At 67.7% G+C, this 11851-nt stretch carries 15 protein-coding genes and 1 tRNA gene; 7 read left to right on the forward strand and 9 right to left on the reverse strand.

Annotation, left to right across the window (positions count from 1 at the left end):
• Nucleotides 1-107: 107 nt before the first annotated feature.
• The 3 genes from P7L68_RS19810 (at nucleotide 108) to P7L68_RS19820 (ending at nucleotide 1700) form a co-directional block, all read left to right on the forward strand.
• The gene (locus P7L68_RS19810) at nucleotides 108-620 is read left to right on the forward strand and encodes a MarR family winged helix-turn-helix transcriptional regulator (protein WP_372000977.1); all 513 of its coding nucleotides are present in this window, start codon (nucleotides 108-110) and stop codon (nucleotides 618-620) included.
• 81 nt (nucleotides 621-701) lie between these two features.
• Nucleotides 702-1034, forward strand: coding sequence for a four-helix bundle copper-binding protein (locus P7L68_RS19815; protein ID WP_372000978.1), 333 nt, complete (start codon nucleotides 702-704; stop codon nucleotides 1032-1034).
• 219 nt (nucleotides 1035-1253) lie between these two features.
• Nucleotides 1254-1700 carry a hypothetical protein gene (locus P7L68_RS19820; RefSeq protein ID WP_372000980.1) on the forward strand — a complete coding sequence of 149 codons (447 nt, stop codon included), beginning with the start codon at nucleotides 1254-1256 and terminating at the stop codon, nucleotides 1698-1700.
• 100 nt (nucleotides 1701-1800) lie between these two features.
• Here the strand turns inward: P7L68_RS19820 and P7L68_RS19825 are convergent, their stop codons facing one another.
• The 4 genes from P7L68_RS19825 to P7L68_RS19840 all read right to left on the reverse strand — a co-directional run bounded on the left by P7L68_RS19825 (nucleotide 1801) and on the right by P7L68_RS19840 (nucleotide 3644).
• Nucleotides 1801-2154, reverse strand: coding sequence for a DUF2335 domain-containing protein (locus P7L68_RS19825; protein ID WP_372000981.1), 354 nt, complete (start codon nucleotides 2152-2154; stop codon nucleotides 1801-1803).
• Between the two features lie 130 nt (nucleotides 2155-2284).
• A complete protein-coding gene (locus P7L68_RS19830; protein WP_372000983.1) occupies nucleotides 2285-2512 on the reverse strand; it encodes a hypothetical protein in 228 nt (75 codons plus the stop codon).
• A 186-nt stretch (nucleotides 2513-2698) separates the two neighbouring features.
• A tRNA-Met gene (locus tag P7L68_RS19835) sits at nucleotides 2699-2773 on the reverse strand.
• Between the two features lie 76 nt (nucleotides 2774-2849).
• The gene (locus tag P7L68_RS19840; protein ID WP_372000985.1) at nucleotides 2850-3644 is read right to left on the reverse strand and encodes an amidohydrolase; all 795 of its coding nucleotides are present in this window, start codon (nucleotides 3642-3644) and stop codon (nucleotides 2850-2852) included.
• Between the two features lie 25 nt (nucleotides 3645-3669).
• Between P7L68_RS19840 and P7L68_RS19845 the strand changes: the two genes are divergently transcribed.
• The 3 genes from P7L68_RS19845 to P7L68_RS19855 are packed head-to-tail and all read left to right on the forward strand — an operon-like array spanning nucleotide 3670 to nucleotide 6586.
• Entirely contained in the window at nucleotides 3670-4626 is a 957-nt protein-coding gene (locus tag P7L68_RS19845) for a Bug family tripartite tricarboxylate transporter substrate binding protein (protein WP_372000987.1), read from the forward strand.
• Nucleotide 4627: 1 nt separating this feature from the next.
• Nucleotides 4628-5065, forward strand: a complete 438-nt coding sequence (locus P7L68_RS19850; RefSeq protein WP_372000988.1) for a tripartite tricarboxylate transporter TctB family protein — start codon at nucleotides 4628-4630, stop codon at nucleotides 5063-5065.
• 12 nt (nucleotides 5066-5077) lie between these two features.
• Nucleotides 5078-6586 (forward strand): tripartite tricarboxylate transporter permease, encoded by a 1509-nt coding sequence (locus tag P7L68_RS19855; protein WP_372000990.1) that lies wholly within the window; start codon nucleotides 5078-5080, stop codon nucleotides 6584-6586.
• 4 nt (nucleotides 6587-6590) lie between these two features.
• On the opposite strand, the gene P7L68_RS19860 is transcribed toward P7L68_RS19855, so the two are convergent.
• The 5 genes from P7L68_RS19860 to P7L68_RS19880 all read right to left on the reverse strand — a co-directional run bounded on the left by P7L68_RS19860 (nucleotide 6591) and on the right by P7L68_RS19880 (nucleotide 10342).
• The gene (locus P7L68_RS19860) at nucleotides 6591-7169 is read right to left on the reverse strand and encodes a DUF2799 domain-containing protein (RefSeq protein ID WP_372000992.1); all 579 of its coding nucleotides are present in this window, start codon (nucleotides 7167-7169) and stop codon (nucleotides 6591-6593) included.
• 138 nt (nucleotides 7170-7307) lie between these two features.
• Nucleotides 7308-8462, reverse strand: a complete 1155-nt coding sequence (gene mnmA / locus P7L68_RS19865) for a tRNA 2-thiouridine(34) synthase MnmA (protein ID WP_372000994.1) — start codon at nucleotides 8460-8462, stop codon at nucleotides 7308-7310.
• Nucleotides 8463-8516: 54 nt separating this feature from the next.
• Nucleotides 8517-9239 (reverse strand): thiaminase II, encoded by a 723-nt coding sequence (gene tenA / locus P7L68_RS19870; protein WP_372000996.1) that lies wholly within the window; start codon nucleotides 9237-9239, stop codon nucleotides 8517-8519.
• A gap of 174 nt (nucleotides 9240-9413) precedes the next feature.
• On the reverse strand, nucleotides 9414-9746 hold the full coding sequence (locus P7L68_RS19875; RefSeq protein WP_014748187.1) for a ferredoxin family 2Fe-2S iron-sulfur cluster binding protein: 333 nt from the start codon (nucleotides 9744-9746) through the stop codon (nucleotides 9414-9416).
• 263 nt (nucleotides 9747-10009) lie between these two features.
• Nucleotides 10010-10342 carry a HesB/IscA family protein gene (locus P7L68_RS19880; RefSeq protein WP_372000998.1) on the reverse strand — a complete coding sequence of 111 codons (333 nt, stop codon included), beginning with the start codon at nucleotides 10340-10342 and terminating at the stop codon, nucleotides 10010-10012.
• Between the two features lie 308 nt (nucleotides 10343-10650).
• On the opposite strand from P7L68_RS19880, the gene P7L68_RS19885 reads away from it, so the two are divergent.
• Complete coding sequence (locus tag P7L68_RS19885; protein ID WP_372001000.1) at nucleotides 10651-11841, forward strand: efflux RND transporter periplasmic adaptor subunit; 1191 nt, start codon at nucleotides 10651-10653, stop codon at nucleotides 11839-11841.
• The last annotated feature ends 10 nt before the right edge of the window (nucleotides 11842-11851 follow it).

Here is an 11851-nt window from a genome sequence, read left to right on the forward strand (position 1 = left end):
CCGATCTGCTATCGTGCGATGCGCTGATGCCATGGGGGGTATAATCCTCCCATATGGGACGAATTGTAAACCCTCGCCATATTGCGCTGCCAGCAGGAGGCCCGCCTTTGCCCCGTCCGTCGAAGACACCCGTCGAAACGCAGGACACGGTTCCCCTCGTCCGCGATCTGAAACTCTTCGGTCTGTTCGAGACGGTGCCGATCCGCCAGGCCTATCGCCTGGCTTTCCTGACCAATTTCTACCGGGCACCGCTGCTGCGCCGGATCGAACAGGAACACGGGCTGACCCGCCCGGAATGGACGATCCTGATCTGTCTCAGCCACCAGGACGGCCTGAACCCGCGCGACATCTGCGATTTCACCGAACAGCCGCGCAACAATGTCAGCCGCGGCGCCGCCCTTCTGGAAGCCAAGGGCCTGATCACCCGCGGCCCCGACCCGGAGGATGCCCGCCGGGCCCTTCTGCACCTGACGGAGAGCGGCCGCGCCCTCTATGCCCGGCTGATGCCGCTTTTCCAGGCCCGCGAGGCCGAAATGCTGGCGGTGCTGAGCCCCGAGGAGCGCGCCCAGCTGGACCATCTGCTGACCCGGCTGACGGCGGAGCTGCCGGTCTGGCGATGAGGTCGCAACCATAATCTCCTGGAACCGATGACGCCGGTGCCGGTTGCTCCCCTTGAACGCAACCTGCAACGGAGCGCCCCGATGACCCGGATCACCCCCGAGATGCAGCGCTGCATCGACGCCTGCCTCGCCTGCTATCAGTCCTGCCTGGGCACCGCGATGGGCCATTGCCTGGAAAGCGGCGGCCGCCATGTCGAACCCGAACATTTCCGCCTGATGGTGGTCTGCGCGGAAATCTGCCGCACCTCGGCCCATTTCATGCTGACCGGCACGCGCCACCACCGCCATGTCTGCCGCGAATGCGCCGAGATCTGCCAGGAATGCGCCCGCAGCTGCAACGACCTGGACGGCATGGAGGCCTGCGCCGCAGCCTGCCGCCATTGCGCCGAGCGGTGTCTGGCGATGGCGGCATGAGGATCATGCCATCTTGCCAGGCGAGATAAATATCGTTCAGAGATAAAGAAGGCCCGGGTGGTTTCTGCTGTCCGGGTTTTTTCAACGGATCGCGATGGGTTTTACCCTACTTATAATTGAATATTGTTTCCTTAATAATGCTAATAAGCCCCCGCCCATTAAGGAGGAGGTGCTCTTCCGCCCCGTCCTTCATCCTCAATCCACTGACAGGAATGATCCATGACCCATCACACTCGTTCTCTGGACCTGCAGGCCGACTATATCGGCGATTTCGAGATCAACATCGCCACGCGAATCTATACCTACCTTCCTCTTGGTCCTGTGGATATCCATGCTGGCTATGACGCATATGACACGCGCCTGCATGGTGTCGTGAAGGAGGGATACGGCCTCTTCATGGATGGTGAGAAACCAGCAAGCCTGCCCTTCCCCATCCGAGTACTTGCAAACCGGCACCTCACGACATTGGTCCGCCGAGGCCGCCGGGGAGCGCGTTGTGGGCCGCCTGCGTACATCGTCGACGCTCAGATCGTCCGTTCAGAGACGGCAGATCCGAAGCAACTCGAAGCCGAAGGCTTTCCGCTCCACATGCTGCCGACCTATCTGCTGCGTCTGGAATTGGGCCACGTCATGCCCTGGGCAACAGAAAATCAGGCCAGCCTCTGAAATTCCCGGCGGTCACGGCGACCTCAGAAAGGGCGGCTCCTGCGGGACCCGCCCTCCGATGCAGCAAGCACGACGATCTCTGTCGATGTAATGATACTGATCAGGGTTTTTCGCTTTGATCCGAACGGTGCGATCCCTTCCCCCGAATGAACGCACCGACCACACCCGCTACGCCCAACCCCGCGATCGCGATCGCAACCTCACCATGTCCTATATAGGCACAGAAGCAGGTTGCGATCAGAACGAAGATCAGAACGCCAGCGCCCAGCCACATGCCGAGATTACTGTATCGCACCTCGGCATGAAGGGCATCGGCTTCAAAACGATGTCGATGTGCCTGCTCACGTTCGGTAAGTGCCAGAATGCGTTCAGCCGCTCCCGGCAGAACGTCTTCATAGTGAGCAAACAGGGCGGGAGGGGGCAGGGGACCGCTGAACATGGTCTGGGAGACCATCCTGCGGTACTCCGCCTGCTCCTCGGCCGGCAGTCCCTCTATGACCGCCTCAATACGCTTCAGCCGTTCACCCTCCTCAGGCGGAAGATCCTGAGGTGCGTCGGTTCGAGTTTCCGGTTTCCCACCAGCGTCAGGAGGCCTGGTCACGCGCCTTCACCTGACGGAAAGCCGCATACATGTCGCGACCGACATTCTTCATGTCGGATGCCGGGCCGGATGGATTGCGGATGTTCTGGAATCTGCCGGTGACGGGCTGGGCCAGAGCGCCGGCGACGAACGAGCCCATGACGGTCAGCCCGGCCATCATCCCCGACACGAAGGCGCCGGTCGCCCGCTTGCGATTTCGTCCGTTCTTCATGGCCACCTCCCCTTACAGGGCCTGCCACCTATAGATGACGTCGCAGTCCCACGCCGTCAATCTCGACCTGACGCGGCAGCAAAAGGGCGGTCCACCTGACACCTCCGCCGTCGAAACGGAAAAAGGCCTGGCTGACAGAAAAGTCAGCCAGGCCTTCCGCCAGCAAGATCGCTCTTACTGTGTCGATGGTAGCGAGGGAGGGATTTGAACCCCCGACCAAGGGCTTATGAGTCCCCTGCTCTACCACTGAGCTACCCCGCCGCAATGCGTTGGAGCCGGTTTGTTTCCGGCGCCGCCGCTCAGGTGGGCGTGAAATAGCGGATCGGCGGGCGGGTTGTCAAGGGGCGGTGTGACGGTTTTTGGCAGGCTGGTCGTCGATCGCCGTCGTGGCGGTCAGGCCGGAGAGGCGGGCGGCGGCCGTCGCATCGTCGAGGACGGGCGGCAGGCGGTCGAGCAGGCCGGGATACGCCGCCCGGGCCTCGTGGCGGGTATGGGGCCAGTCGCTGCCCCAAAGAATGCGGTCGGGGCCGAGCCGCTGCGCCAGCCAGGCGACATGGCCCTCCACCGCCACCCGGCTGCGATAGGGCGCGCTCGCCTTGACATGAACCCCGTGATCCGACGGCAGGGCGGCCAGTGCCCGAAACCAGGGTTCGGCGGCCGGGTCCGCCGCCTCGGGCAGGCCCAGATGGTCGACCACCAGCCCGCCCGCCGCCGCCGCGAGCGGCGCCAGAACCGGCGCAAGGCGGCTGCTTTCCAGCTGGATTTCCAGATGCAGCCCGGCATCGCGCATGCGCGCCAGAAAGCGCCGCACCTCCGGATCGGCCGGGTCGGGCACGCGGGCGCCCGCCACCAGGTTCCAGCGCAGACCGCGCACGCCGGCCGCCCGCAAGCCGTTCAATTCCCCGGCCGGCACGTCGACATCGACCACCGCCACCCCGGCGAAGCGGCTGCGGTCCAGCCGCTCCAGCGCGCCCAGCATCATGCGGTTGTCGGTTCCGAGAAAGCTGACCTGAACGATCACCCCGCCTTTCAGGCCATGTGCCGCCAGCAGGTCGAGCCAGCCCGCCAGAGGCGCCCGGATGCGCCCGTGGCGCAGGCCGGACCGGATGTCGCCGGGCGTCGACCGAGACAAGACATACGTCCAGGGAGGGACGACAATGAAGACGCTCGTGACCACGGCCGTCATGGCCGGCCTGCTCGCCACCTCGTCGCCGGCGCTCGCCGCCTATCCCGAACGTCCGATCGAGATGACCGTGCCGGCGCCTGCCGGTGGCGGCACCGACACCGCTGCCCGCAAGCTCGCCACCATTCTGGAAGAGAAGCTCGGCACCAGCATCGCCATCCTGAACGTGGCCGGCGGCGGCGGTGCAGTGGGCGCCACCCAGTTCCTGCGCGCGAAGCCCGACGGCTATGCCCTGCTCGCCACCTGGAACAGCCCGCTGACCACGGTGCCGCAGGTGCAGAAGGTCGCCTATGACGCGACGAGCTTCACGCCGATCGCCTCGACCTCGGAAACCGCCTATACGCTCTGCGTGAAGGCGGATTTCCCTGCCGCGACCGGCGCCGAATTCCTGGCCGAACTCGCCGCCAACCCGGACAAGTACACCTATGGCAATGACGGCATCGGCGGCACCATGCAGCTCGCCGCCGAGCGGATCTTCCATGCCAGGGGCGTGAAGGCGGTGGCCATCCCCTTCGGCGGCGCCGGTGAAACCCTGCAGAACTTCCTGGGCGGCCATGTCGACATCTATGGCGGCTCGATCTCGCCCGTCATCCCCTATGTCCAGTCGGGAGAGGCGAAGTGCCTGATCGTCACCTCCGCCGCCCCGGTCGCCGCCCTGCCCGATGCCGCCGGCCTCGCCTCTCTGGGGCTCGGCGGTGAAGAAACCCTGCTCTGGCGGGCGATCATGGGTCCCAAGGGGATGAACCCGGCCGACATCGAGGTTCTGACCCGGGCGATCACAGAAGCAGTGAACACGCCCGAATACGTCGAGTTTCTGGCGACCCGCGGCGAGATCCCCAATGTCGTGACCGGCGAGGCGCTGGCGGCCCGGCTGCAGGGCGAATACGACGCCCTCGCCCGCGTGGCCAAGGCGCTGGGCCTCGGCAACTGAGATGGAACGGCGGCAGGACGTCGTCCTCGGCCTCGTCCTCGCCGCCCTCGGCGGGTTCGCAGGCCTTGAGGCCTCAGGCTATCGCGGCGCCTCGGGCCACTACCCCCTGGCGCTCGGGATCGTGCTTGCGGCGCTCGGTCTGGCCCTGGCCGTCCGCGCGGCGGTCCGAGGCAGCCCGAAGCCGCGCCCGCTGGCCATCCACGCCCCCCGGCTGATCGGCAGCAGCGCCATGGGCGCCGCCTATCTGGCCCTGGTGCCGGTGCTCGGCTTCTACACCGCCTCGGCGCTCGCGGTCGCGACCATGCCCGTGGCGCTGGGCCTGCGCCGGCCGGTACTGGTCGCGCTTGGCACCGTCATCTTCACGGCGGCGGTCTGGCTGGTGTTCTCGGTGGTGCTGAACAAGCCGCTGCCGCCCGAAATCTGGTTCCGCCCCGGCTGAGGTTTCCGCCCCATGGACATCATCCTCCAGATCCTGTCGGGCGTGTTCGCGGCCGGCCCCCTCCTCGCCATGCTCGGGGCCTCGCTGCTCGGCGTGTTCATCGGCGCCCTGCCCGGGCTGAACCCGGTGATGGCCATCGCCCTGCTGCTGCCGCTCACCTATTCCATGGACCCGCTGGTGGCGCTGGGCATGGTCGCCGGCATCTATAACGGCTCCATGTATGGCGGGGCCATCCCGGCGATCCTGCTGCGTATCCCCGGCACGCCGGCTGCCATCGCCACGACTTTCGACGGTCACCCGATGGCGGAGCGGGGCGAGGCGGCGAAGGCGCTCAAGATCGCCTGCTGGTCGTCTGCGATCGGCGGGACCGCCTCGGCGCTGGCGCTGATGACGCTTGGCCCGCTGCTTGCCCGCGGCACGCTCTATTTCGGCCCGGCAGAGTATTTCTGGATCGCCATGTTCGGCATGGCCTCGGTGGGCGTGATGGTCGGCCGCGATGCGCTGAAGGGCCTGATCGCCTCGGTGCTGGGGCTGCTGCTGGGGACGGTCGGGCTCGACCAGCTCTCGGGCAGTTCGCGTTTCACCTTCGATCAGCCCTGGCTGCTGGGCGGGCTGGACCTGATCGTGATCCTGGTCGGGCTCTATGCCCTGCCGCCGGTGCTGCAACTGGCAGAGGCCGCAGACCTCAAGGGCCTGCCGGCCAGCGCGCTCCGCCTCGCCCGCGTCCGGCTCGGCCGCGCCGAGGTGCTGGCCCTGGTGCCGACCTGGATCCGCTCGTCGCTGATCGGCATCGCGGTCGGCATCCTGCCCGGTGCCGGCGGCAACATCGCCGCCTTCCTGTCCTACAACGCGGCCAAGAATCGCGCCCGCGACCCCGATCGCTTCGGCAAGGGCGCCCCCGAGGGCGTGGCGGCGGCCGAATGCGGCAACAATGCCGACAATGCCGCCTCGATGATCCCGGCCCTCACCCTCGGCATTCCGGGCAATGTGGTGGCGGCGCTGGTGCTGGGCGCCCTGCTGATCCACGGCCTGCAGCCGGGCCCGCAGCTCTTCCATCAGGCGCCGGATCTGGTCGGCGGCTTCATGGTGCAGATGCTGGTGACCTCGGTGCTGATCCTGGCGGTGGGCGGTGCCGCGGCCACCCGGGTCTTCGCCCAGGTCCAGCGCCTGCCCGGGGTGATGCTGGTGCCGACCATCCTGGTGCTGATGGCGGTTGGCGTCTATGTCATCAACGGCCGGGTGGTCGATCTCTGGCTGATGTTCGGTGCGGGCCTTGCCGGCTATCTGCTGGAGAAGCTGGAGGTCCCGCTCGCCCCCATCGTGCTCGGCATGATCCTGGGCCCGATGGCCGAACAGGGGGTGCGCCGCGCCCTGCTGATCGGACGTGGCGACCCCCTGCACCTGGTGTCGGGCCCGCTGTCGATGATCATCGCCGCGGCGACGCTGAGCTTCATCCTCTGGCCGCTGCTGCGGCGCCTGAAGCCCGCCCGCCGCCAGAGTGCCCGCCGCAGCGACCGTTGACGCCTCAGGGCTTCAGCTTCTCCTGACGCGACAGAAGATCGCGCAGGGTCGACTGCTGGCGGTCGAGATTGCGGATCTGGTCGCGCAGGCTGCGACGCTCGTCATCCTTCTGCGCCTTCTGCAGCTTGCGCTCCAGCTCGTTGATCCGGAAATCATTGTTCTGGATGTCGCGCCGGGTTTCCGACACCTTCAGCCCGTCGCGGAGCGCCCGCTCGAAAGCGGCACCCTGGGGCTGGCCGCGGCAGACGTCGCTCTTCCAGGAATTGCCGTCCACACCCTCTTCCCAGCCGCGGGCCGGGGTGCAGTAGGTCTTGATGCCCTGGTCCCAGCCGGCCCGCCAGGCCGCGGCATCGGGGCGCACACCCGCCTTGGCGCAGTCGCTGGTATAGCTTGCGATCGTGTCCTGATCCTCGCCGGCGGCGCCGTCGGCATAGCCGGTGCGCTGCCAGTCTGCCACGCGGCATTCATCCTCGCTCATGCTCGCACAGGCAGACACGATCAGCGGGGCAGCCAGCAGGGCAAGCAGGATCAGGCAGCGCCTGATCAGCCTGGCGGAGGTGAAGAAGATCCGGGCATTCATCATGGGTGCAGCGTCTTCCAGGGCAACGTCCCCCGACCGGGGCCGGTCGCGGGCGAGACGGCCCGCAGCGCGCTTATAGCACCCGGCCCGATGCCCGGCACCTGCCCTGAAGCCGGCGGGGAAACCGCTGTCAACCTGCCGTCAGGCGGCTGCAATCTGTCGGTCGACGGCGCCGGCGATCCAGCCGCCGCCCAGCACGCGGTCACCGTCATAGAACACGCAAGCCTGGCCCGGGGCCACTGCCCGCTGCGGGTCGTCGAACGCCACCCTGGCCGTCAGGCCGCCCGCGGCATCGGCCACGACCGTCAGCCGGGCCGGCGCCGGCTCGACGGTGGAGCGGATCCGGGCCTGGATGCAGAGCCCGTCTGCCGGCGGCAGATCGCCCTCGCCCAGCCAGTGCACATCGCTGACCGCGACCTCGTGATGGCCCAGAAGATGGCCCGGCCCCACGATCACCCGCCGGCGCACCGCATCCAGCCGCACCACGTAAAGCGGCTCCGGCCCGCCGCGATCGAGCTTCAGCCCCCGGCGCTGACCGATGGTGTAGCGATAGACGCCCTCATGTGCGCCCAGCACCTCGCCGGTGACCGCATGAACGATCTCGCCCGGGGCCTCGGCGGCCGGGGCGAGCTTTCGCACCGTCTCGGCATAGCGGCCGGACGGCACGAAGCAGATGTCCTGGCTGTCGGGCTTGGCGGCAACCACCAGCCCGTATTCGGCGGCAAGCGCCCGCACCTTCGGCTTTTCCATGTCGCCCAGCGGGAAGCGCAGCCGTGCAAGACGCTCCTTGGTGATCGCGAACAGGAAATAGCTCTGGTCGCGGGCCGGATCGCGGCCGCGCAGCAATGCCGGGCCGCCATCGGCGCCAATGGTCAGGCGGGCATAATGGCCGGTGACCAGCAGGTCGGCATCCAGGTCGAGTGCCGTGTCGAGCAGGTCGCGGAATTTCACCCGCTCATTGCAGCGCACGCAGGGGATGGGCGTCTCGCCGGCCAGATAGCTCTGGGCGAAATCATCGATCACCGCCGCGCGGAAACGCTGCTCGTAATCCAGCACGTAATGCGGGATGCCGAGCTTTTCCGCCACTGCCCGGGCATCGCGGATGTCACGGCCGGCGCAGCAGGCGCCCGCCTTCTCCACCGCCATGCCGTGATCATAAAGCTGCAAGGTGACACCGACGACGTCATAGCCCTCGGCCTTCAGCATCGCGGCGGTGACCGAGCTGTCGACGCCGCCCGACATGGCGACCACCACCCGCGTGGCGGCGGCGGGCTTGTCGAGGCCGAGGCTGTTCATCTGCTGTGTCTTTCCTTGAGCCGGTATCGGACGGCAGGAGACCGCCGCATGCCTTCAGATGTCGGTTGCGCGGGCGGCCGCGTCCAGTCCCATTTGCCAGAAGGCGGCTTCAAGCCGGCTCGCGGCGGCAAACAGCCCGGTCAGGGCCGGCAGCCGCGCCTCGGCGCCGCGCGCGCGCCAGACCCGGTCGATCTGGTCGGCGGCAGCCCGGGCGATCGCCAGATATTCCTCGCCCGAATAGGCCTCGATCCAGTCGCGATAGGCATCGCCCGCGGGCAGAGCGGCCGCTGCCACCTTCAGGCGCAGCCCGATTTCGCCATAGCCGACCACGCAGGGCGACAGCGCCACCAGCAGGTCGAGCAGATCGCCCTTCAGCCCGGCATCGATCACGAAACGGGTATAGGCGATGGTCGGCAGATCCTCGGGCGTCGCCGCCATCTGCGCTTCCGTCAGGCCCCAGCCGGTACAGGTCCGGACATGCAGCTTCATCTCGGTATCGGTCAGCCCGCGCAGGGTTTCGGCCGCAGCGCGCATGTCGTCCAGCGTCTCGGCCTTGAAGGCGGCAAGCGCATAGGCGCGCGCGAACTGGATCAGGAACAGATAGTCCTGGATCAGATAATGCCGGAAGGCCGGCCGCGGCAGATCGCCCCGGCCCAGCCCTTTCACGAAATCATGCCCGACATAGGCCTCCCAGTCGGTGCGGGTCAGATCGCGCAGCCGGGCGATCAGCCCGTCTTCGGCGAAAAGGCCATGGCCGGCCGGCAGGTCGTCGAGCATACCGTGTCTCCTCGGAAGGCATGGGGCAACCAGATCGGAGGTACCGCGGCCCGCAGCCTAGCCGCGATGGCCGTGGCTGGCCAGCCCCGGCGGGACAGCCCAGGCATGCAAAGACGCCGCCGGCAGAACCGGCGGCGTCCTCAGAATGTCGAACCGCAGAACGGCCCGCCCCGATCAGTCGATCAGCGCGTTGTGGACCTCCGTCGGCAGCGAGACGGTCAGGCCGTCCAGCTCTTCGGTGATGATGATCTGGCAGCCGAGGCGCGAGGTCTTGGTCAGCCCCCAGGCGAGGTCGAGCATGTCCTCTTCCTCTTCCGCCGCGTCGGGCAGACGCTCGAAATCCTCGGGTGCCACGATCACATGGCAGGTCGAGCAGGCCAGCGAGCCCTCGCAGGCACCCTCGATATCGATACTGTTGCGGTGGGCGATCTCGAGGATCGACAGGCCGACGGGCGCCTCGACTTCGCGGCGGTTGCCGTCACGCTCAATAAAGGTGATCTTGGGCATCGCGTTTCTTCTCTCGTCCCTCGTGTCCGCCGCACGGACCCGGACGGGCTCCACGCCCGCGGCGGCAAGCTCGCTCGGCTCCGTTGAACCGCATTCCATCGCCGAGGGCAAGCCCGAACTCCACGAGCCCGCGGGCACTTGCGCCTGCGACCATCGCCAGACTATGCCGGATCCGGTGGACATTCAACCTGTAGTGAATGACCCATCGTCGATGCAACCATTGCGACGGGTTCCGGCCGGAATCGACTTAAATCCGGGACGGGTCAGACGTGGAAGCTCTCGCCGCAGCCGCAGCGCCCCTTCTCATTCGGGTTCCGGAAGACGAAACCAGCCTGAAGCTTGTCCTCTTCCCAATCCATCTCGGTGCCGATCAGGAACAGGATCGCCTTGGGATCGATCAGGATGCGGACACCCTTGTCTTCGATCACCTCGTCATGCTTCGCGACGTCGTCCGCCATCTCCATGGTGTAGGCGAGCCCCGAGCATCCGGCGGTCTTCACGCCCACCCGGATACCGACGATCCCCTCCTTGTCGGCCATCAGGCCGCGCAGCCTGTCGGCGGCGGCATCGGTAATGCGCAGTGCCGGCATGGGCATCGGCTGGACCTCCTTGCTGTGACCTGCATGCGACGGCCGTGAACGAAACCGATACGTCCGGGACCGCCCGACCCCCGCCCCCGGCGGATTCCGGGCGACGTGGGCTTTGAACTCTAACATAATCGCTCGCCGGCCGGATGAAAGAGGGCAAGATCCCCGTCACCGGCAGGGGCGCCATGTCCCAGCGGCAATACAGACTGCATTCAGCTGCGGATCATTCCATCCGCCCGCGCGCATCACCGCACCAGGACCGGCCCCGCGCGGCAGCCCGCCGCATCGCGGCCGTCACGACCGGAATCGAGAGCCACATGACCGACCGACGTCACCCGACCCGCACGCCGCTTCGTGCCCGTCCCGCCGCCGCCGCGGTCATTCCCCTTCTTGCGGCCGCGATCTTCGCAGCCTTGCCGGTTCCGGTCGTCGACTCAGCCTTCGCCCAGGGAGCGCCGCAGGGTATGCCGGTGGAAGCGGCCAGGGCCCGCGCAGAACCCTTTGCCGAGACGATCACCGTCGCCGGCGGGCTGGAGGCGGTGCAGGCAATCGACGTCGCCTCGGAAATCACCGGCCGTCTGGCGGCCATCGAGGTCACCGACGGTGCCAGGGTCAAGGCCGGCGAGGTGCTGTTCCGCCTGGACGACGCCATCGCCCGCACCGTGCTGGCCGAGGCCCAGGCCTCGATCGCGGTCAACCGCCGCAATGCCGAGCGGGCACGCGATCTCGCCCGCCGCGGTGCCGGCACCGCGCGCGCCAGCGACGAGGCCGAGGCCGAACTGCTGATCTCGGAGGCGCAGCTGCAATCGGCCCGGGTGCAGCTGGAAAAAACCGTGATCACAGCCCCCTTCGACGGCATCGCCGGCTTCCGACAGGTCGACCTCGGTGCCTATATCTCTCCCGGCCAGACCTTGACCACGCTGGACGACATCGATCCGATCCGGGCGGTCTTCCGTCTGCCTGAACGGTTCGCAGGCTCGATCCATCCGGGCACGCAGGTTACGGTCGAGGTCGAAGCCTTCCCTGCCGAACGCTTCCCCGCCCGGGTGGCCGCCATCGATCCCCGGCTCGACCCGGGGGGCCGGAGCCTGGCGGTGCGGGCCGAAATCGACAATGCCGACGGGCGGCTCAAGCCCGGCATGTTCGCCCGCATCACCGCGGTGCTGAACGAGATCGGCAACGCCCTGATCATTCCCGAACAGGCGATCGTGCCCGGCCGCGACGGGCCCTTCGTCTACAAGATCGTCGACGGCAAGGCGACCCCGCAGCCGGTCACCATCGGCGCCCGCCGCGTGGGTGAGGTGGGCGTGACCAAGGGCCTGGCCGATGGCGACCTGGTCATCACCGCCGGCCAGATCAAGATCGGCCCGGGCATGCCGGTCATGCCGCTGCCGACCGGCGCCGATCCCTTCGCAGAGCCCGCCCCCGGCGCCGGAGCCCCCGATACCGGAGCCCCCGGATCGGATGCCGCCGCCCCGGCTGCCGGCGGCGCGGCGTCCGGCGGCTGATCACGGAGAG

The sequence above is a fragment of the Tistrella mobilis genome (genome assembly GCF_041468085.1).
GTDB classification, from domain to species: Bacteria; Pseudomonadota; Alphaproteobacteria; order Tistrellales; family Tistrellaceae; genus Tistrella; species Tistrella mobilis_A.

What these genes read in the sequence shown, in the direction of transcription:
- P7L68_RS19875 (WP_014748187.1), bottom strand. Translation starts at nt 9,746, where the DNA reads ATGCCCAAGATCACCTTTATTGAGCGTGACGGCAACCGCCGCGAAGTC.
- P7L68_RS19815 (WP_372000978.1), top strand. Translation starts at nt 702, where the DNA reads ATGACCCGGATCACCCCCGAGATGCAGCGCTGCATCGACGCCTGCCTC.
- P7L68_RS19860 (WP_372000992.1), bottom strand. Translation starts at nt 7,169, where the DNA reads ATGATGAATGCCCGGATCTTCTTCACCTCCGCCAGGCTGATCAGGCGC.
- P7L68_RS19820 (WP_372000980.1), top strand. Translation starts at nt 1,254, where the DNA reads ATGACCCATCACACTCGTTCTCTGGACCTGCAGGCCGACTATATCGGC.
- P7L68_RS19855 (WP_372000990.1), top strand. Translation starts at nt 5,078, where the DNA reads ATGGACATCATCCTCCAGATCCTGTCGGGCGTGTTCGCGGCCGGCCCC.
- mnmA (WP_372000994.1), bottom strand. Translation starts at nt 8,462, where the DNA reads ATGAACAGCCTCGGCCTCGACAAGCCCGCCGCCGCCACGCGGGTGGTG.
- P7L68_RS19825 (WP_372000981.1), bottom strand. Translation starts at nt 2,154, where the DNA reads ATGGTCTCCCAGACCATGTTCAGCGGTCCCCTGCCCCCTCCCGCCCTG.
- P7L68_RS19850 (WP_372000988.1), top strand. Translation starts at nt 4,628, where the DNA reads ATGGAACGGCGGCAGGACGTCGTCCTCGGCCTCGTCCTCGCCGCCCTC.
- P7L68_RS19830 (WP_372000983.1), bottom strand. Translation starts at nt 2,512, where the DNA reads ATGAAGAACGGACGAAATCGCAAGCGGGCGACCGGCGCCTTCGTGTCG.
- P7L68_RS19885 (WP_372001000.1), top strand. Translation starts at nt 10,651, where the DNA reads ATGACCGACCGACGTCACCCGACCCGCACGCCGCTTCGTGCCCGTCCC.
- P7L68_RS19880 (WP_372000998.1), bottom strand. Translation starts at nt 10,342, where the DNA reads ATGCCCATGCCGGCACTGCGCATTACCGATGCCGCCGCCGACAGGCTG.
- tenA (WP_372000996.1), bottom strand. Translation starts at nt 9,239, where the DNA reads ATGCTCGACGACCTGCCGGCCGGCCATGGCCTTTTCGCCGAAGACGGG.
- P7L68_RS19845 (WP_372000987.1), top strand. Translation starts at nt 3,670, where the DNA reads ATGAAGACGCTCGTGACCACGGCCGTCATGGCCGGCCTGCTCGCCACC.